At 64.2% G+C, this 19838-nt stretch carries 18 protein-coding genes and 1 pseudogene; 12 read left to right on the forward strand and 7 right to left on the reverse strand.

Going from position 1 to position 19838, the window contains the following annotated elements; translation table 11 throughout:
• Nucleotides 1-74: 74 nt before the first annotated feature.
• Nucleotides 75-1253 (reverse strand): acetyl-CoA C-acetyltransferase, encoded by a 1179-nt coding sequence (locus FJ958_RS28065; protein WP_140748356.1) that lies wholly within the window; start codon nt 1251-1253, stop codon nt 75-77.
• Between FJ958_RS28065 and FJ958_RS28070 the strand changes: the two genes are divergently transcribed.
• Nucleotides 1234-1467 carry a hypothetical protein gene (locus FJ958_RS28070; protein WP_140748359.1) on the forward strand — a complete coding sequence of 78 codons (234 nt, stop codon included), beginning with the start codon at nt 1234-1236 and terminating at the stop codon, nt 1465-1467. The genes FJ958_RS28065 and FJ958_RS28070 overlap by 20 nt on opposite strands.
• 81 nt (nt 1468-1548) lie before the next feature.
• Nucleotides 1549-2157, forward strand: coding sequence for a polyhydroxyalkanoate synthesis repressor PhaR (gene phaR, locus FJ958_RS28075; protein WP_140748362.1), 609 nt, complete (start codon nt 1549-1551; stop codon nt 2155-2157).
• Between the two features lie 17 nt (nt 2158-2174).
• Here phaR and FJ958_RS28080 read toward each other — a convergent pair whose 3' ends face one another.
• Nucleotides 2175-3317 carry a citrate synthase gene (locus tag FJ958_RS28080; RefSeq protein WP_140748365.1) on the reverse strand — a complete coding sequence of 381 codons (1143 nt, stop codon included), beginning with the start codon at nt 3315-3317 and terminating at the stop codon, nt 2175-2177.
• Between the two features lie 95 nt (nt 3318-3412).
• Here FJ958_RS28080 and FJ958_RS28085 point away from each other — a divergent pair, with 95 nt between their 5' ends.
• The 6 genes from FJ958_RS28085 to FJ958_RS28110 all read left to right on the forward strand — a co-directional run bounded on the left by FJ958_RS28085 (nt 3413) and on the right by FJ958_RS28110 (nt 11435).
• Complete coding sequence (locus FJ958_RS28085; RefSeq protein ID WP_140748368.1) at nt 3413-4501, forward strand: citrate synthase/methylcitrate synthase; 1089 nt, start codon at nt 3413-3415, stop codon at nt 4499-4501.
• Nucleotides 4502-4708: 207 nt separating this feature from the next.
• A complete protein-coding gene (locus FJ958_RS28090) occupies nt 4709-5839 on the forward strand; it encodes a patatin-like phospholipase family protein (RefSeq protein WP_140748371.1) in 1131 nt (376 codons plus the stop codon).
• Between the two features lie 138 nt (nt 5840-5977).
• A complete protein-coding gene (locus FJ958_RS28095; RefSeq protein WP_140748374.1) occupies nt 5978-6175 on the forward strand; it encodes a hypothetical protein in 198 nt (65 codons plus the stop codon).
• Between the two features lie 553 nt (nt 6176-6728).
• The gene (locus FJ958_RS28100) at nt 6729-7904 is read left to right on the forward strand and encodes an efflux RND transporter periplasmic adaptor subunit (RefSeq protein ID WP_140748377.1); all 1176 of its coding nucleotides are present in this window, start codon (nt 6729-6731) and stop codon (nt 7902-7904) included.
• Between the two features lie 75 nt (nt 7905-7979).
• Nucleotides 7980-11156, forward strand: coding sequence for an efflux RND transporter permease subunit (locus FJ958_RS28105; protein WP_140748380.1), 3177 nt, complete (start codon nt 7980-7982; stop codon nt 11154-11156).
• 120 nt (nt 11157-11276) lie between these two features.
• A complete protein-coding gene (locus FJ958_RS28110; protein WP_140608213.1) occupies nt 11277-11435 on the forward strand; it encodes a DUF3309 family protein in 159 nt (52 codons plus the stop codon).
• Nucleotides 11436-11487: 52 nt separating this feature from the next.
• Here FJ958_RS28110 and FJ958_RS28115 read toward each other — a convergent pair whose 3' ends face one another.
• The gene (locus FJ958_RS28115; protein ID WP_140748383.1) at nt 11488-12447 is read right to left on the reverse strand and encodes an SDR family oxidoreductase; all 960 of its coding nucleotides are present in this window, start codon (nt 12445-12447) and stop codon (nt 11488-11490) included.
• 85 nt (nt 12448-12532) lie between these two features.
• Between FJ958_RS28115 and FJ958_RS28120 the strand changes: the two are divergent.
• Nucleotides 12533-13017, forward strand: a pseudogene (locus tag FJ958_RS28120) (LysR family transcriptional regulator).
• Here FJ958_RS28120 and FJ958_RS28125 read toward each other — a convergent pair.
• From FJ958_RS28125 to FJ958_RS28135, 3 genes are all read right to left on the reverse strand, one after another.
• On the reverse strand, nt 12981-14156 hold the full coding sequence (locus tag FJ958_RS28125) for an MFS transporter (protein WP_140748386.1): 1176 nt from the start codon (nt 14154-14156) through the stop codon (nt 12981-12983). The pseudogene FJ958_RS28120 and the gene FJ958_RS28125 sit on opposite strands and share 37 nt — an antisense overlap.
• Before the next feature lie 239 nt (nt 14157-14395).
• Complete coding sequence (locus tag FJ958_RS28130) at nt 14396-14704, reverse strand: DUF1244 domain-containing protein (protein ID WP_140748389.1); 309 nt, start codon at nt 14702-14704, stop codon at nt 14396-14398.
• 17 nt (nt 14705-14721) lie between these two features.
• A complete protein-coding gene (locus tag FJ958_RS28135; RefSeq protein WP_140748392.1) occupies nt 14722-15519 on the reverse strand; it encodes an N-formylglutamate amidohydrolase in 798 nt (265 codons plus the stop codon).
• 270 nt (nt 15520-15789) lie between these two features.
• Here FJ958_RS28135 and FJ958_RS28140 point away from each other — a divergent pair, with 270 nt between their 5' ends.
• The 3 genes from FJ958_RS28140 (at nt 15790) to FJ958_RS28150 (ending at nt 18616) form a co-directional block, all read left to right on the forward strand.
• Nucleotides 15790-16254, forward strand: coding sequence for a DUF1036 domain-containing protein (locus tag FJ958_RS28140; protein WP_181165551.1), 465 nt, complete (start codon nt 15790-15792; stop codon nt 16252-16254).
• On the forward strand, nt 16251-17684 hold the full coding sequence (gene pyk, locus FJ958_RS28145; protein WP_140748395.1) for a pyruvate kinase: 1434 nt from the start codon (nt 16251-16253) through the stop codon (nt 17682-17684). Before FJ958_RS28140 ends, pyk begins: the two co-directional genes overlap by 4 nt.
• A gap of 197 nt (nt 17685-17881) precedes the next feature.
• Nucleotides 17882-18616, forward strand: coding sequence for a L,D-transpeptidase (locus FJ958_RS28150; RefSeq protein ID WP_140748398.1), 735 nt, complete (start codon nt 17882-17884; stop codon nt 18614-18616).
• 45 nt (nt 18617-18661) lie between these two features.
• On the opposite strand, the gene FJ958_RS28155 is transcribed toward FJ958_RS28150, so the two are convergent.
• Nucleotides 18662-19729 (reverse strand): alpha/beta hydrolase, encoded by a 1068-nt coding sequence (locus FJ958_RS28155; RefSeq protein ID WP_140748400.1) that lies wholly within the window; start codon nt 19727-19729, stop codon nt 18662-18664.
• Nucleotides 19730-19838 lie beyond the last annotated feature (109 nt).

The following is a 19838-nucleotide window of genomic DNA, read 5'->3' on the forward strand; positions in this document are numbered from 1 at the left end:
GATGCATGTCGGCCTCCCAAAACCGCTACGCACTTTTGGGCGACATGCATTGACGCCGCCCGTTCGTTGATGTGTCAGAGTGCTTCCACGCACATGGCGACGCCCATGCCGCCGCCGATGCATAGGGTGGCGAGACCCTTCTTGGCGCCTCTGCGGCGCATCTCGTAAACCAGCGTGTTGAAGATGCGGGCGCCCGAGGCGCCGATCGGATGGCCGATGGCGATGGCGCCGCCGTTGACGTTGACGATCGAGGGATCCCAGCCCATGTCCTTGTTGACGGCGCAGGCCTGCGCCGCGAAAGCCTCGTTGGCCTCGACAAGGTCAAGATCGCCAACCGACCAGCCGGCCTTTTCCAGAGCCTTGCGCGAGGCGGGAATGGGGCCGGTGCCCATGATCGCCGGATCGACGCCGGCGGTTGCCCAGGACGCGATGCGCGCCAGCGGGGTGATGCCGCGCTTGATGGCTTCCGCTTCGCTCATCAGCAGCGCGCCGGCCGCACCATCATTGATGCCGGAGGCGTTGGCGGCGGTCACCGTGCCGTCCTTGTCGAAGGCCGGCTTCAGCTTGGTCATGGCGTCGAGCGTGGCGCCATGGCGGATGTATTCGTCCTGGTCGACGACGGTGTCGCCCTTCCTGCCCTTGATGGTGAAGGCGACGATCTCGTCCTTGAACTTGCCGGCCTTCTGCGCGGCCTCGGCCTTGTTCTGCGAGGCCAGCGCGAACTGGTCCTGATCGTCGCGGGTGATCTGGAACTGGCGGGCGACGTTTTCGGCGGTGTTGCCCATGTGGTAGCCGTTGAAGGCATCCCACAGCCCGTCCTTGATCATGGTGTCGATCATCTTGTAGTCGCCCATCTTGACGCCGGCGCGCAGGTGCTCGGCGTGCGGCGACAGCGACATCGATTCCTGGCCGCCGGCGATGATCACCTTGGCGTCGCCGGTGGCGATCTGCTGCATGCCGAGCGCAATGGCGCGCAGGCCCGAGCCGCAAACCTGGTTGAGGCCCCAGGCAGTGGTCTCCTTGGGCAAGCCGGCGATGATCGAGGCCTGCCGGGCCGGGTTCTGCCCTTGAGCGGCGGTCAGCACCTGACCGAGAATGACCTCGTCGACCTCGGCCGCTTCGACGCCGGCACGCGACAGCAATTCCTTGATGACGATGGCGCCCAGTTCATGGGCGGGCGTGGCGGCGAAAGCGCCGTTGAAGGAACCGACGGCCGTGCGCGCGGCGCTGGCAATGACGATGGAATCGGACATTTTGTTCTCCAGACCTCAAGCTGATGTTCTGTCGTTGAGGACTTTTCTTGCCCTTTCCCAACCTCAAGTCAAACCGGAAATCGGCATGGCGCCCATGCGTCGCAAGCAGGGCGCGCGTCGCCGTGCCGCTGGCCCGGCCGCTGCTGCGCAGCATATTTTGCCCGCTATGCAGCATTATGTGATCCCGCACTGCACAAACTGCTTGGAATTATGAGGCTTTTGCGCATATCCTCAAAAAGGGCGCAATCGTTACCGGCTGCTTACTCAGGCGCGCCGGTGTCCGGGGAGGAAGCAGATGGCCGCAAAAGACGATCCGATCATTATCAAGAAATACGCCAATCGCCGCCTCTACAATACGGGGACGAGCACGTATGTGACGCTCGAGGATCTGGCCGAGATGGTCAAGAAGGGCGAGGAATTCACCGTCCAGGACGCCAAGACCGGCGACGACATCACGCACCCGGTGCTGACCCAGATCATTTTCGAGCTTGAGAACAAGGATGGGCAGAACATGCTGCCGATCCCGTTCCTGCGCCAGCTGATCGCGTTCTACGGCGACCAGATGCAGATGATCGTGCCGAGCTTCCTCGAACAGTCGATGATCGCCTTCTCCAAGGAGCAGGAGCGGTTCCGCGAACAGATGAAGGGCGCCATCGGCAAGTCACCGCTCGACGTGATGAAGATGGCGACGCCGATGAAGGCGCTGGAAGAGCAGACACGCCGCAACATGGAAATGTTCCAGAACGCGATGCGGCTGTTCACGCCATTTCCGCCGGCGGGCTCGGCACCGGCCGCGCCCCCCGCCGAACCGGCCAGGAAGGAAACGCCTGAGAAGCCCGACGATCTGCAGCAGCTGAAGGACCAGATCGCGGCCATGCAGCGTAAACTCGACACGATGTCGTAAGCGCACGCGTCACGCGTTTACGGCAACAATCCCTCATAACGGCCGCGTGGCCGGATGATGTTGCCGCTCACCATCTGTTCGACCATATGCCCCGCCCAGCCGATGCTGCGTCCGAGCGCGAACAGCTGGAACGGCGCATCGCGCGGCAAGCCGAGGCTGCGCGTCAGCACGGCCAGGGCAAAATCGATGTTCGGTCGGGCGCCGGTCGCGGCAATGGCGGCGGCTACCAGCGACCGCAATGTCTCGTCGGTGTTGTCGATGGCCGCCAGAAGTGCCGTGGCTCGGGGGTCGCCCTCGGGATAGAGCTGATGGCCGAACCCCGGCAGTGGCCGGTCATGGCCGAGCCAGCGCCGGATCGCGGCATCGGCGCCGTGTCGTGCCGCATCTTCCGCGAGTTGCATCACCGCTTCGCCGGCGCCACCGTGGCGCGGGCCGGACAGTGTCGCCAGGCCCGCCAGCAGGCAAGCGGCGGGTGAGGCTCCCGTGGAGGCCGCGACGCGGGTGGCAAAGGTCGATGCGTTGAGTTCGTGGTCTGCGAGCAGCACAAGGGCGCGCCGGATCGCTTCCGCGCCGCCATCATCGACCGACCAGCCCCGCGCCAATCGCCGATGCACCGGATCCGGCCCCGGCAAGGCACCGAGGGCGCCGGCCAGCACGCCGATCGCGTGCGCGGCATCCGCGCATAGCGAGGCGGCGCTGCGTCCAAGCGAAGGCCGTCCCTGGCCGGCCAGCAGGGCAAGCTGCGCAAAGGCCGCGGCTCGACCGAGCTGGCTTGGCGCATCCGGCGCCGGCGCTTCGAAACGGACGGGTTTAGGCAGGGCCCAGAGCAGGGCGGCGGTCTCTTCCAGCGTGGCATGGTCGGACAGCGCAACGGCGTCCTGGCCCCGGTAGATGAGATGACCATGCCAAACGGTCGAAATCGCCGTCGCGATCGACGGCTCGCCCCAGGCGATGGCGCTTTCGGCGATGGCCGAGGGGCTGCGTCCGCGCGCCCGGCGGGTTGCCAGCGCCGCGATGTCGTCGGCGCGATATTCGCTGCGGCGCGGATCGGCACGGTCCGGGCGCATGCCGATGCGCCCGCGGCTGACATAGGCGTAGAGCGTCTGCGGCCTCACCCGAAGCCTTTCCAGCGCCTCTTCTCGCGACAGCCATTCGGACATATCGAGCCCCCTGATATTGATTCTATTGATCAAGATTGATGCTTGGGTTGTCCACTCTTATCTCCCATCGGGAAAAGCTTCAAGGAGACAAGGTCATGGCGAATGGGCTCGATGATGTGGTGGCGGCTGAAACCGTGCTGTCGGACGTGGATGGTCTGGGCGGCCGCCTGACGATCCGTGGCCATTCCCTGCCGGAACTCGCCGGGCGATGGAGCTATCCGCAGGTCGTGCATCTGCTGCTGGACGGGTTCTTCGACGATTTGCCTGGTGACGCCGATCTGGCGGCGAGATTGGGCAAGGCGCGTGTCGAGGCGTTCGATCGGCTCCTGCCTTCGCTGCCCCTGCTGGCACCGCTTGACGTCTATAGCGCCATGCGCGCCGGCATGGCGCTGCTGCCGGATGGCGAGACGCTGGAGGATGCCTTGCTGCTGATCGCGGCACCCGCCGTGCTGACGCCGGCGCTCCTGCGTCTGGGACGCGGCGAACAGCCGATCGCTCCAGACAGCAAGGCCGATCATGCCGCCGACATGTTGCGGATGCTGAGGGGTTCCGATCCTTCGCCTGATCTTGCCAAGGCGCTCGACACCTATCTGGTGACCGTCTGCGACCACGGCCTCAATGCCTCGACTTTCGCCACCCGCGTCGTCGCTTCGACATTGGCCGGCCTGACATCGTCGGTGCTGGCCGGGCTCGGCGCGCTCAAAGGGCCGCTGCATGGCGGCGCGCCCGGCCCGGTGATCGAAATGCTCGATGCCATCCAGGCGCATGGCGACGCGGCCGTCTGGCTGCGCGACGAGATCGCGCATGGCGAGCGCATCATGGGGTTCGGCCATCGTATCTACCGCGTGCGCGATCCGCGCGCCGATGTGCTGAAGGCAGTGGTCCGGCAGCTCGGCGGCGAGGGCGAGACCGGCCGCCGGCTGGCCTTCGCCGAGACTGTCGAGCAAACGGCGCTCGAGGTGCTTCGGATAGCCAAGCCGCAGCGCTCGCTGCAGACCAACGTCGAGTTCTACACGGCACTGGTGCTGGAAGCGGCGGGTTTCCCGCCGCGATCCTTCAGCAATGTCTTTGCCGCCGGGCGCGTCGCCGGCTGGGTCGCGCATGCGCGCGAGCAGCAGACGACCGGACGCCTGATCCGTCCGCAGTCACGCTATGTCGGCCCGGTGCCGGACCTCGTCGCCTAGTCTCCATGCCGGTTTCGAACCGAACGCCTCTTCGCGTTGAAGCGGAGGGGCTTTCGGCGTGCCTGAAAATTTCATGTGATCACGCGACCGTGTTCGTGTTCTTGCCTTGGTCCATCCTTATATGCTGCACTGCAACATAAACTGCCGGCAACCGCTTCCTTCCGACCACGTTGGGGCAGGCTGGAGCATCAGGATGACAGGAACGCCATGACGAAGAACGGCAAGGCGGAGGAAAAGAAGAAAATCAATATCGCCCTTCAGGGCGGCGGCTCGCACGGGGCTTTTTCCTGGGGCGTGCTTGATCGGCTGCTGGAGGATGGGCGGCTGGAGATCGCGGCTGTGTCCGGCACCAGCGCCGGCGCCATGAACGCGGTGGCGCTGGCCGATGGCTTTGTCAGAGGCGGGGTCGAGGGCGCGCGCAAGAAGCTCGACGATTTCTGGCGCGCCGTGGCGGCGAAGGGTCGCTTCAGCCCGGTGCAGCGCATGCCCTGGGATGTCGCCTGGGGCAACTGGTCGATCGAGAACACGCCGGGCTACGTCTTCTTCGACACCATGTCGCGAGTGTTCTCGCCCTATGTCGCCAACCCGCTCGGCCTCAATCCGTTGCGCGACGTGGTGGCGCGGGAGATCGATTTCGGCAATGTTCGCGCCTGCAAGTCGATGGAACTGTTCATCTCCGCCACCAATGTCGAGACAGGACAATTGCGGGTCTTTTCCGATGGCGAGATCGACCTCGACACGGTGATGGCCTCCGCCTGCCTGCCGCAACTGTTCCGGGCCGTCGAGATCAAGGGCGTGCCCTATTGGGATGGCGGCTATGGCGGCAATCCGGCGCTCTATCCGTTCTTCAAGACGGCGGCGACCGAGGACGTGCTTCTGGTGCAGATCAACCCGGTGGTGCGCGAGGGGACGCCGAAAAGCGCCAACGAGATCCAGAACCGCATCGACGAGATCACTTTCAATGCCGGGCTGCTGCGCGAATTCCGCTCGATCGCCTTCGTCAAGGAACTGATCGCCGCCGGCCGGCTGCCGCATGGCGAATACCGCGACATCCGCATGCACCGCATCGATGCCGACGAGGCGTTCAAGGACCTGTCGGCATCATCCAAGATCAACGCCGAATGGGCGTTCCTGACCTATCTGCGCGACCTCGGCCGCACCGCCGCCAGCGACTGGCTGGAGGAGAACTACGACGCCGTCGGCAACCATGCGACGCTCGATCTCTCGGGCGAACTGGACGACGGTTTCAAGCCGGTGCGCGGCCCGGCACCCGGTCGGCGGGTCAAGGAATTCCTTGCCGCACGCAAGACCCCGGAAGCAGAACGCCGCCGGGCCTGAACCCGTCGGCCGCCAAAGAGCGCGATAGCCGTGCCGCCGGCCGGCACTGCCCGGCTGTCGCGTGAAGGGTGCCGGATCGATCAGGACCATCGGCGCGGTTTTCCGGAAATCCGCGTAGCGTCCGTGGACAATGGGCAAGTGACAACCAGCGCGTGTGAGGATCGCATCATCATGCTGACGCCTGCTGCCACCGACACGCCCATGCTGCCGCGCACCGTCGCGCGCTACCGCCGGGAAATGATGAGCGGAACGGTCGGCACCGCGCTTGCGAATGGGACGGAGTTTCCGCAGCCGCGCTGTGGTCAGTGCCATGTCGCTGGCTTCGGGCCGCGGTGATCCGACACAGCCATTGCCGGGCTCACTGACGCTCTTGATGGCAGGCTAAACGTCGACGGACTGGCTTGCCGCAATCCAAACTTGGCTGGCGTGACCTGCTATTTCACAAGCAATTCCAATGGATTGGTCGGGATCGCCGCCGACGGAATCGGATAGCGTTCGCCGATCGGACATGATCTGGCCCGTCGGTCGAAATCCGCATCCCGATCAAAAACCCGCGCAGGATGGCGACGGTTCCGCGGGAATGTGGTGCTGCCCCGTTGGCAATGACAGAGCGGTCATTCGGGCCGGCGATGAGGGGGCGGATCGTGACCCGGCTGTATGTCGGTTGAGCAGGTATTTTAGCGGATCAAGAACAGTATCGCGGTGGCCACACCTTGTCCGGCTACGCAATGCTGCTGCAACTTTCGCACTATATCGCGGTGCAACTTTGATGTAGAAGCGCGCTCGCCGATCACGGCAAATTGAACACGGTCAGGCGCGCACCCATATCGGCGACGCGCCCGCGCTGCGGAGGCGCGGTGCTGGCCGAACCCGCAACGGAAAAACGACGATGCCTAAAATCAGGTTTCACAAGCTTGCAGCCATTGTTGTGCTCATTGGTTTCGCTGCCTGGATGGCGACAGGCGAGTTCTCGTCTGTCGGCAGCGTAGCGGCCAACAAGGCCAAGGCAGCCGAAGTCGACCAGGGCAAGGCGCCGGATGCGAGCAAGGCGAAGACGTCAGAAGTCGAGCCGAAAGCGACGCTGCGCACCGTCGCGGTGGTGACGCCGCCGCGCAAGACCTATGCGCGCGCCATCCGTATCTCCGGGCTGACCGAGGCCGACAAGCGCGCGGTGCTTGCAACCCGCGTCGCCGGCGTCATCGACAAGCTGCCGGTGAAGCAGGGCCAGCACGTCAAGACGGGCGATCTGGTTCTGATGCTGGCGGCGGAGGAAAAGATCTCGATGGTCGACAACGCCAAGCAGCTTGTGGCGCAGCGCAAGGCCGAGCTCGATGCGGCCGAGCGGCTGGCCAAGACCGGCAATTTGCCCAAGCTGCAGCTCGACACCGCCCGTTCCAATCTGACCCAAGCGCAATCCCAGCTGGATACCGCGCAGGCCGAACTCGATCGCAACGAAGTCAAGGCGCCGTTCGACGGCGTCATCGACCGGGTGCCGGTGGAACTCGGCAGCTCCGTCATGCAGGGCGGCGAAGTGGCAACCATCCTCAAGCTTGATCCGATCATCGCCCGTGGCGAGATCAGCGAGCGCGATCTCGGCTACCTGAAGCTCGGTGACAAGGCCAGCGTTCGGTTGGTCAACGGCCAGACCGTCGAAGGCACCGTGCGCTACATCAGCCGCGATGCCTCGTCGGCGACCCGAACCTTCCGCGTCGAAATCGCCATCCCCAATGCCGATGGCAGCGTTCCCGCCGGCATGACCGCGGAGATCGGTCTCAGCGCCTTGCCGACCGACGCGATCATGCTGCCGCGCTCGGTGGTGACGCTCGGCGACAAGGGCGATCTGGGCATCCGCGCCGTCGACAAGGACAACAAGGTCGTGTTCTACCCGATCGATCTGGTCGACGACACGCCGACCGGTCTTGTGCTTGGCGGCATCCCCGCCGACGCGCGCATCATCGTCGCCGGTCAGGAACTGGTGAAGGAAAGCGATGTGGTTAAGCCGGTCGAGGCCGACCAGGCGACCATCAACAAGCTGATTGGCGAAGCCACCGCCGGTACCCAGTAGCGCGACGTCAGCGCGCCGGACTTGTCCGGCGCCTGGTCAGTTCGCCGCTCCCGAAGAAAACAGCAGGTCCAATTCATGGATATCGTCAGACTCGCAATCAACAATGCCCGCCTGACCATCTCGGTGCTGGTCTTCCTTCTGCTTGCCGGCTGGGTCGCCTATCAGTCGACGCCGAAGGAAGCGGAACCCGACGTTCCGATTCCGATGATGTATGTCAGCCTGATCTACCAGGGCATTTCGCCGGAGGATTCCGAACGGCTCCTCTTGCGCCCCATGGAAAGCAAGCTGAAGAGCCTGAAGGGCCTCAAGGAAATGCGCTCGGCTGCCTTCCAGGGCGGCGGCTATGTGCTGGTCGAGTTCCAGCCGCAGACCAATCTGGCAACGGCGCTGCAGGATACGCGCTCCAAGGTGCAGGACGGCAAGGCCGACCTGCCCCAAGCGGCCGAGGAGCCTGTCGTCACCGAGGTCAACGTTTCCGAATTTCCAGTGCTCGTCGTCACCTTGTCCGGCGAATTGCCTGAACGCGTGCTGGCGGCCGCGGCGCGCGAGCTGCGTGACCGCATCGAGGAAGTGCCCGGCGTTCTCGAAGGCTCGCTGCAGGGCTCCCGCGACGATCTCGTCGAGGTCGTGATGGATCCGATGAAACTGTCTTCCTACGGCCTGCAGCTCGATCAGCTCATCGGCGCCGTCGGCGCTTCCAACAGCCTTGTCGCCGCCGGCAATATCGAAGGCTCGCAGGGTAAGTACGCCGTCAAGGTGCCGTCCCTGATCGAGACGCCCGAGGATGTGGCGGCGCTGCCGGTGGTTGCCGGCCCCAACGCCGTGGTGCAGGCAAAGGACATCGCGACGATCCGTTCGACCTTCGCCGACGCCACGACGATCACGCGCCTCAACGGCAAGCCGGCCATCGCAATCGAGGTCAAGAAGCGCATCGGCGCCAATCTGATCGACACGCTCACCAAGGTGAGGGAGGTGTCCGACACCTTCGTCAAGACGATGCCCGAGGGGATGCACGTCACCTACACGCAGGACAAGTCTGTCTTCGTCAACCAGCTGCTCGGCGATCTGCAGAACCACGTGATGATCGCCGTCATCCTGGTGTTCATCGTCATCCTCTACGCACTGTCCGGCCGTGCCTCGCTGCTGATCGGCCTCGCCATTCCATCGTCCTTCCTCATCGGCATCCTGCTTCTGGCGATGATGGGCTACACGATCAACATGATCGTGCTGTTCAGCCTCATCCTCGCGGTCGGCATGCTGGTCGACGACGCCATTATCGTCACCGAATTCGCCGAACGGCGCATGAGCGAGGGCATGCCGAAGCAGGAAGCCTTCGCGCTCGCCGCCAAACGCATGGCAGGTCCCGTCATCGCCGCGACCATGACGCGCATCGCTGCCTTCTCGCCGCTGCTTTTCTGGCCGGGCATTATCGGCGATTTCATGAAGTACATGCCGATCACCCTGATCGTCACGCTCTCGGCCTCGATGCTTTATGCCCTGGTCTTCGCGCCGACGCTGGGCTGTATCTTCGCCAAGGCGCCGGAGCATCACGAGGATGACAATCGCGACGGTTGGTATATGGCCGTCGTCAAGCAGGCTGTGCGCTTCCCCATCACCGTGATGGTGCTCACCGTCGTTCTTCTGGCCGGTATCTTCGTTGGATATTCGAAATATGGCGCCGGCGTCGAGTTCTTCCCGAGTGTGGAACCGGATTACGGACTGCTCTACGTGCATGCCCGCGGCAACCTTTCGCTGGCCGAAATGGATACGGCGACCAAGATCGCCGAAAATCGTCTGCTCGGCTGGCCGGGGGTGAAGTCCGTCTATACCCGGGTCGGCAAGTCCCAGGGCGGCGGCCAGGATGTGCCCGAGGACGTCGTCGGCGTCATCCAGTACGAGTTCATCGACTGGCGCGAGCGCAAATCGGCCAACCAGATCCTGAACGATCTGCGCGGCGTCATGGCCGGCATTCCCGGCGTCGACGTCGAGGTTCGCGTGCCGGAAGCCGGCCCGCCGACCGGCAAGCCGATCCAGATCAGGCTTTCGGCCGTCGATCCGAAGGGGTTGGACGAGAAGGCGCGCGCGGTGGCGGCGCGCATCGCCAAGGTGCCCGGCGTCATCGACGTTTCCGACGGCTTGCCGCCGCCCGGCGTCGACTGGGCGCTCGAGGTCGACCGTGCCAAGGCCGCCCAGTATGGCATCAGCCCGACATCGGTTGGCACCGTTGTGCAGCTCGTCACCAACGGTCTGAAGCTGTCGGAATACCGGCCCGCCGGCGCCGACAAGGCGGTCGACATCCGCCTGCGCTTGCCGGAGGACCGGCGCACGCTGTCGACCCTCGACGAGCTCAGGGTGCAGACTTCGCAGGGATCGGTGCCGATCTCCAACTTCGTCGTCCGTAAGGCGAAGCCGAGCGTCGGCGTCCTCAACCGCATCGACGGCGCCCGCACCGTGGTGGTTCAGGCCAACGTCGCCGCCGGCGCCCAGGTGGCGGCGGTACAGCAGGAGGTCACCAAGGCCGTCGCCGACATGAACCTCGGCAGCGGCATCCGCTGGAAGCTGGCCGGCTCGAACGAGGACAGCGCGGAAGCCAGCGCCTTCCTCAGCAAGGCTTTTGGCGCCGCGATCTTCCTGATCTTCCTGGTGCTGCTGGCGCAGTTCAACAAGTTCACCAGCGTCTGGCTGGTGCTGTCCTGCGTCGTCATGGCGACGATCGGCGTGTTCCTCGGGCTGCTGATAACAGGCGAGACATTCGGCATCGTCATGTCGGGAATCGGCGTCATCGCGCTCGCCGGCGTGGTGGTGAACAACAACATCGTGCTGATCGACACTTATGACCGGCTGCGCGAAGAGGGTTGGGACAAGATGGACGCCGTGCTGCAGACCTGTCGCGAGCGTGCGCGACCGGTGGTGCTGACCGCGGTGTCGGCGATCCTGGGTGTGCTGCCGATCGCCTTCGGCCTCGGGCTGGAAATCTTCCATCACGAGACGACGATCAACGCACCGTCGACGCAGTGGTGGATCTCGCTGTCCTCGGCGATCGTCTTCGGCCTGTCCTTCGCCACCATCCTGACGCTGGTGGTGACGCCGTCGATGCTGATGGTATTCACCCGCGCCAAGGTGAAGCCTGGCGCCAAGCGCGGCTGGTTCGGCCGGCTGTTCCGGCGCGGCAAGGGCGAGATCCCATCGGACGCGCCGACAGCGGAGGCGGCCTCCGAGCCGGCCATCGCCTTCCCGAAGGCCGCCGAATAGGCAGGCTTGCCGATCTGACCGGCAAAGGCCGCACGGAACATCCGGGCGGCCTTTTGCATTTTGTCCTCACGAGCAATGCGAAGCATCGTCTCGGGAGCAATGCAGAGCGGGGATTTCGTCATGCCGATCATCACCATTGTCATCATCGTCCTGATCCTTGTGCTTATCGGCGCGGTGCCGGCCTGGCCGCATTCGCGCTCCTGGGGGTATGGACCTTCGGGCATAGTCGGTGTGGTGCTGGTGGTGGTTCTGGTGCTGCTTTTGATGGGGCGGCTCTGAGCCGCCTTTCGGCTGGCGAAGAGGCGTGGGGGGCTTGGCCCGCCAACCTCATTCAGGCGGCGTGCGAATGGCCATTCGCGGTGGCGACGCCGATATCCTCAAGGGCCTCGGCGACAGCCTGATCGAGCGGCGTATGGGGTATCTCACCGATGATGCCCTCCAGCCGCGTCGAGGCCAGCCGATGCGGTTCGAAACGCAGATAGGACATCGAGACGATCTCGCGCCACATTGCCACGAACGGGCTGCCGGCGCGCAGAACCCACCACGCCATCGCGCTCATCTTCAGCGGCCGGCCGAGTGCTTTCTCGGCGGCGGCCTTGATTTCCAGATCGGTGACCGCGTGGCCGGGAAAGTTCAGCGCCTCGTAGGAGCCGAGCTTGTCGAGATTGCGCGCCAGCGCCACGAAGCCCACGGCGAAGTCTGGCAAATAGGCCCATTCATGCACGAGGTCGGCCGGGCCGGGCGCGGTGTAGATGCCCTTGGTCATCTTGGCGGCGACGACCAGGTCGAACCACGAGCCGCTGCCGGTGCCGCCGAAAAAGTCGCCGGCCCGCAGAAGAATGGTTCGGACCCGGCCTGCCTCGGCTTCGTTCCGGAACAGCTCCTCCATGGCACAGCGGATGCGGCCCTTCTCGGTCGTCGGATGGAACGGCGTGTCCTCCGATATCACCGCCGGCATCGGCGAACCGTAATTGTAGATGGTACCGGGAAAGAGATGCAGCGCGTTGTTCGCATAACAGGCGGCCATGACGTTCTGCGCCATCGGCAAGCACTTGCTCCAGTCGGTGTAGATCGGGCTGAGTACATTGAAGATGATATCGACACCCTCGGTGGCGAGGATCAGCGACTGACGGTCCAGCGCATCGCCGGCGACCGCCGTGGCGCCTTTGAGCTCGGCCGGCACCTTGCCTGTACGGGTGACGGCGCGAACGTCGAAGCCGGCGTCGATGAAGGCTTTGGCAACCACGCGGCCGAGCCGGCCATTGGCGCCGAGAATTGCGATCTTGGTCATGTCGGTACTCCTGGTTGGTGATTGCAGTCCGCATCGGTGTTTGCAGGTCGAATATGATCGTCCCACAGATGAATTGAAATCGACCATGAACGTAGGTTTGATATTCATTATTGAATGGAAACTGTCGACTGGAACCTTCGTCACGGTCGCCGGAACGGGCAGCCTGTCGGCCGCAGCGCGAAAACTTGTCCGCCAGCCAGCCGACGTTTGGCCGTCACATCGGGGAGTTGGAGCGGCGCTGGGCGTCACGCTGTTTCGGCGTGGGCGAAGAGGCTATGCGCTCACGGAAGCCGGGGCCACGCTGTTCGAACGCGGCAAGGCGGTCAGCGAGCAGGCGAGTGGGAAGCGGTGCGGACGGGAAACGGTATCGGCCTCGGCCAGCAACGGCTGGCCGAGCGGGATCCGCTGGTGGAGAAGGTGCTGCCCGGCCTGCCGCCGCCGAACCTGCCGATGTGGCTCGCCATGCATCGCGATGTGCGCGGCAGCGTGCGCATCCGCCGCGTGGCGGATTTTCTCGATGAGGAACTGAAGCGCTATTCGGCGGGTGCGGGCGCGAATTCGGCCCGATGAGCCAGTCCGGCCATCAGCAACACGACGATCAGCAAGCCCGACATGGCGATGAAGATCGGGCCGAAGCTGAAATGCTCGGCGACGAAGCCGATCGCCGACGGCGCCACCAGAATGCCGGAATAACCCATGGTGGTGACGACGCTCATGCCGGTGCCCGACGACATGCCTTCCTGGTTACCGCCGGCCGAAAAGATGATCGGCACCATGTTGGCGATGCCGAAGCCGCAAAGCGCAAAGGCCGCGATGGCGAGCCAGGGCGAGGGCGACAGGCCGGCGACCAGCATACCGGCGGCGGCGATAATGGCCGAGCCGCGCAGTGTCGTCACCGCGCCGAAACGGTTGCGCACGCCATCGCCGAAGAAACGCATGATCGCCATGACGCCGGAGAAGGCGGCGTAGGCGAGACCGGCAACGGCAAGGTCGGCGCCGAGTTCCTGCCGCAGATACAGCGCCGCCCAGTCGAGCACGGCACCTTCGGAAATCATCGTCAGCAGCGCCATCAGGCCGACCAGGTAGACCAGCGGGTTCGCAGGCAAGGTGAATTTGTGATGCTCGGCAGCCTGCGGCTTATGTTCGGCCACGACATGAGGCACCGCCGCCGCGATTGCCGCGAAGGCAAGCGCCGTCACCACCGCGGCGTGGGCGAGATGGCCATAATTCTGGATGGCGAAGCCGCCAAGCGCTCCACCGGCGAAGCCGCCGAGACTCCAGAAGCCGTGCGAGGAGGACATGATCGCGCGGGACAATTTTCGTTCGACGACCACCGCGTTGGCGTTCATGGCGACATCCATGCCGCCGATCGAGCCGCCAAAGATGAACATGGCGATGGCCGCCAGCGGCACGTTGGGCGCCAGCGCCACGACCAGCAGGCCAAGGCTGCCGCAGAGGCCGAACCAGCGCAGCACGGTGCGAGAACCGTGTTTCGAAATCAGGTGGCCGCACCAGGTCATCGCGGTGACCGCGCCGGCGCCGAACAAAAGGATCAGCAGGCCGAGCGTGAATTTCGAGATGTCCAGCCGGGTCAGGAACACCGGGATCTGCGGCGCCCAGCTGCCGGTCAGGAAGCCATTGGCAAGGAAGATGGCGGCCACGGCCCATCGCCCGCGAATGGCAGTCTGCGAGGCGTGCGACGCGTTCATGAGGCGAATCCGGTCAGAAAATGGCTTTGCGCGGCAAATTAGATCGATTCAATTTTCAGTCAAGCACCGCGTTAAAGGAAGTGTTTGGACCAAAGGAGCGCCGAGGGTCGGTTTCGTTCGAGGCAGGCTGCGGCGTTGGAGGTTGGCAGAAACGCCTCTCCGTTCGTCATCCTCGGGTCTGCGCTGCGTCGCTCCGTTCCTGGCTCCGCCCGTGGGTGACGAAGCCGCGGAAGCGTTCGCTAGTGGTCCTTGGGACGCCTCGCTTCGAACTCGGCCTTTTTGGCATCCGAAGCTTCGGTTTGATTGAGCGCCTGCCAGTCGGCATAGGGCATGCCGTAGATGATCTCGCGCGACTGGTCCTTGGAGAGGTCGACGCCCTCGGCATTCGCCGCTTCGCGATACCAGTTCGACAGGCAGTTGCGGCAGAAGCCGGCAAGGTTCATCAGCTCGATGTTCTGCACATCGCTGCGTTCTCTGAGATGCTCGACCAGCCGGCGAAAGGCCGCGGCCTCGAAGTCGCGCTTCTGCTGGTCGTTGAGTTCGGTCATTGCAACCTCCTTACGGCTCACACCGGCCCGGTGCGCGAGCCGAATTGCCTGACCACATGTATATCGGCACGGCGATCGATGGCGTCAACGATCGGGGCCAGGCGCTCGGCCCACGCGATCGCACCTTTCTGGTCAGATATCAGGTCCTGACGAATCTCGATGAGCGCGTGGGCATAGCCGTTGACGATGGCATGCTTGAACATGGTGTCGCCGCGCAGCGCGCCGTCATAAGGTTCATTGTCGCCAACGACCAGGGTGCTATCCTGCGCGAGCATATCGATCAGTGGCCGCGCAACCCGGTCGTCCCGATCCCACAGGATACCGACGTGCCAGGGACGCTGGATCCCTTGCATGACCGGCGTGAAGGAATGCACCGAAAAAATGAACGGCGCCTGCCCGGAAACCTGCGCGACCGAAGCGATCATGGCGGCGACGGCGTCGTGATAAGGCCGGTAGAAGCGGTCGAGCCGTCTTTCGCGCTCCTCCGGCGCCATGGGATAGTTTCCCGGCACCATCGTGCCGTCATAGAGCTGGCGAATGAGGGTCGGATCGTCCTCGCCGCGATTGGGATCTATCAGCAGCCTCGAGAAATTGGCGATCACCGCGGGCACATCGAGCAAGGCGGCGAGCTCGCGCGTCACCGCCTCGACGCCGATGTCATAGGCGATATGGCGGTCGAACTCGGCAGCCGGCAGGCCGAGGTTGCCATAGTCGTCGGGCAGGTCGCGGCGGGCATGATCGGCCAGGAGCACGATGCCTCGCTTGCGGTCGCCCTCGACGAGGTCGAAGGGCGCGAAAACTGTGGATCGGGTCATTGGCGGGAAATGGTCTGTTCGCTGGCTTCCGGGGAGGGTGCTATCGTCATTCCACGAAGACGACGCGTGCGCAATGCCGTTGTTTGGCCAAGGTTTCCGCCGAAATCTGGCAAGGGGCGACGGAAAGTGCGCCGGGAGCCTTCCTAAATCGATTGGAATTGGTAAAAACGGCGCGTTGACATGCGCTCGGACTTTTCCGAAAAGGGGCGCAGAGAGATGCAGATGTGGTTCTTGAGGGGTTTTGGAATAGGTTCCGCCGGCAGGCAGCGCATGCGCCCTGCCTTTGCCATGCCGCTCCTGATCCTGACCGTCGGCATGTCGGCAATGGTCATGGCCTCGCCGGCACGCGCCGATTTCCGCGTCTGCAACGCCACGCAGAACCTGGTCGGCGTCGGCATCGGCTATCGTGCCAAGGCCGGCTGGATCACCGAGGGCTGGTGGCACATTGAAGGATCGAGCTGCAAGACGTTGATCGAAGGGCCGCTGTCATCAAGGTTTTACTATCTTTATGCAGAAGACGCCGAGCGTGGTGGACGCTGGGACGGCCCGATCAACATGTGCGTGGCTGAAAAAGAGTTCAAGATCGCCGGCGTAAACGACTGCGTCGCCCGGGGTTTCCAGCGCGCCGGATTCCAGGAATATGACACGGGCGAGCAGGCAAGCTGGATGGTCCAGCTGACCGATGAGCCCGCAACGGGAGGCGCCCCAGCCACCCCGGGAATCAATAGTCAATGAGACGTAGCCGCAAGGTCAAGATCCTAGCCACAATCGGCCCCGCCTCCTCCTCCGAGGAGATGCTGAAGAAATTGTTCGAAGCGGGCGCCGATGTGTTCCGCATCAACATGAGCCACACCGACCACGAGCTGATGCGCACGCTGGTGGGCCGCATCCGCGCCGTCGAGGAAAAGGTTGGCCGGCCGATCGGCATCCTGGCCGACCTGCAAGGCCCCAAGTTGCGCGTCGGCAAGTTCGCCAATGGCAAGGAAGTGCTGACATCAGGCCAGACCTTCACGCTTGACGACAATCCCGAACCGGGCAATTCGACCAGGGTCTATCTGCCGCATCCGGAGATACTGAGTTCGGTCGAGGCCGGTCACCGGCTTTTGATCGATGATGGCAAGCTCGAACTGAAGGCGGTGAAGAGCAACGGCAAGTCGATCGTCTGCACTGTCGTCGCCGGCACCACGATTTCCGATAAGAAGGGCGTCAGCCTGCCCGATACCGACCTGCCGGTCGGCGCGTTGACCGAGAAGGACCGCAAGGATCTCGACGCCGTGCTCGCCACGGGCGTCGACTGGGTCGCGCTGTCCTTCGTGCAGCGGCCGGAGGATCTGGCGGAAGCGCGCAAGATCGCGCGTGGCCGGGCTCTGATCATGGCCAAGATCGAAAAGCCGCAGGCCGTCGCCAGGCTGGCCGAGATCATCGAGCTGTCCGACGCCCTGATGGTCGCCCGCGGCGACCTCGGCGTCGAGATGCCGCTGGAAGCGGTGCCCGGCATCCAGAAGCAGATCACGCGCGCCGCGCGGCGCGCCGGCAAACCGGTGGTGATCGCCACGCAGATGCTGGAATCGATGATCACCGCGCCGGTGCCGACCCGCGCCGAAGTATCCGACGTTTCGATCGCCGTCTTCGAGGGTGCCGACGCCATCATGCTGTCGGCCGAATCGGCGGCGGGCGCCTACCCCGTGGAAGCGGTGGCGATGATGAACCGCATCGCCACCAAGGTCGAAACCGACCCGACCTATGCCGGCATCATCAACGCGCAGCGCTCTGAGCCCGAAGCGACCGGGGCGGACGCGATTTCGCTGGCCGCCCGCGAAATCGCCGAAACGCTGAAACTGTCGGCGATCATCACCTATACCGCGTCCGGCACCACCGGGTTGCGCGCGGCGCGCGAACGGCCGCAGGTGCCGATCGTGGCCCTGTCGCCGATCGTCAACACGGCCAGGCGGCTGTCGCTGCTGTGGGGCACGCATTGCGTGGTCTCGCCCGATGCCACCGATCTCGACGACATGGTCAACCGCGCCTGCCGCATTGCGCTGGAAGAAGAATTCGGCAAGCCGGGCGACCGCGTCATCATCACCGCCGGCGTGCCGTTGCGGACTCCGGGATCGACCAACATGCTGCGCATCGCCTATGTCGGATCGGAAGCAGCCGGCCGGTAAGCCCAGCCCTTCCTGACGGAAGCATATCCCGCGCCCTGTGCGTAGCTCACTGTGGCTGCGATGCAACAGAGGCTTGGACAATGGTCCTGGCCTCTGTCTGGACAAGGACTTGCCGCGATCGCCTCTACAAGACGCGGTGAAGTGGCGTTAACAGTCGCCCTATCCGCCAGCATCTCCCATTTTGAAAGTGTACTTCAATGTCATCTCTCGTTTCGCGCCGGTCGCTGCTGACCGGGCTGTCGCTTGTCGGCGTTTCGGCGATCTCGGCCTGTGCCCAGATGCCCAGACAGCCGATCAGCGCGGCCAGTTCCTTCAATCCCGCGCCGCTTGAGCCGACACCGGAAAAGACGCCGATCGAACAAGCCGCGCCTGAAATCATGGTCCCGGCGTCGCCCGACTATACAAGCATGTACAGCGCGGTCGGGGATGGCGGCCATGCGTTGCCGGCGATACCCTTCACCAAGGTCGACGAACGGTTTCTGCGGCAGATGGTCGACGATCCGACGGGCGAGAAACCTGGAACGATCGTGGTCAATACGACCGACAAATTCCTCTACTTGGTGCTCAAGGATGGCAAGGCCATGCGCTATGGCGTCGGTCTGGGTCGCCAGGGCTATTCCTGGAAGGGACGCGCGATCGTCCAGTGGAAACGCAAATGGCCGACCTGGACGCCGCCTTCGGCGATGATCCGCCGGGATCCGAAGCTGGAAAAATGGCGCCAGGGCATGGAGCCCGGCGTCAGCAACCCGCTCGGATCTCGCGCCCTCTACATCTTCAAGGATGGCGTCGACACGCTTTACCGCATTCACGGGTCGCCGGATTGGAAGTCCATCGGCAAATCCGCTTCATCCGGCTGCGTACGCATGTTCAACCAAGACGTCATGGACCTCTATGAACGCGTTCCCTCCAAAACCCCGCTGCTGGTCATTTAGCTTGTGGCGCCGCCTGCTCGTTCGCCCAGCAGCTAGGGACAGGCCTCAAGTCGGTGCGAGTTCAGCTTGGGGTTCCCTGATGTCGGCACATGTATCGGCGCCATAGGCATCGCCGGCGATCCGGGCCTCCACCATCCTGGCCATCGCCTTGAGATCGATATCCTTGCCGGCGACCTTCTCGACAGCCCCGACGACGAGGTCGGGGGCGATCCAGTCTGGCTTGTGGCCGAGATTGCCTACCCAGACGAGTTCGGCGCCGGCGATGTCGCGCACCAGGCCGACGGAATGGATCCGCGCGTAGACGACCTTGTCGCGGTCGCCTGAGATGACCACGGTCGGCGCCTTGATCTCGTTGTAGCGCGGTGCGGCGCAGAGCGCATAGCGGTAGAGCCCGGCAACATCGCTGGCATTGGCGCGGAAGGCCGCTGGCCGCAGCACCAGCGGGATCGACGCCTTGTCGATATAGCCGTCCGGCACCTTGTTCGGCGAGAAGACGCAGGTCGTGGCATCGGCAATCCGCAGTGTTCCGGCGGGATAGGTCAGCGTTTCGGAGAACAGCCGGCCGATCACCGGAAGCATGGTCAGGTCGTAGTACCAGGATGTCGCGCCGCCCGGCCACGGATGGGTCGCCGGCGCCAGGAAGATCAGTCCGAGCGTCCTGTCGGGATGTTCGCGGCCGAATGCCGATGTCACCACGCCGCCAAAGGAATGGCCGACGATGATTGCCTCGCGGATGCGCAGATGATCCATCAGCGCGGCGAGGGTATTGGCCTGCGCCGACGGGTCTTCATTGGTGCCCGGTCCGCGCCCGGACCAGCCGAATCCCGGCCGGTCGAAGAACAGCATTTCGGCGCGGCCTTCCAGCATCGGCCTCAGCGGCAGCATCTGATCCCTGAGATTGGCGCTGGCGCCATGGATGAAGACGACCGGCGGCAGGTCCGCATCGGCGGGGGCGGGAATATGGACGTAGTGAATACGGGCGCCGCCGATGTCGGCGAATTCACCGATGGATGGATTACGGCGTTCGATCAGCCACGAGCCGATCCGGGTAACGCCGACAAGGGCAAAGACGAGTGCGAAAAGGAAGGCGAACGCGGCGTTAAGAAGGTTCATGGGGATATACGGGTGGAGAAGGGAACAGGCAGTAGGGCAGTAGGGCAGTAGGGCAGTAGGGCAGTAGGGCAGTAGGGCAGTAGGGCAGTAGGGCAGTAGGGCAGTAGGG

It is taken from the genome of Mesorhizobium sp. B2-3-5 (assembly GCF_006442395.1).
In the GTDB taxonomy this organism is placed as follows: Bacteria; Pseudomonadota; Alphaproteobacteria; order Rhizobiales; family Rhizobiaceae; genus Mesorhizobium.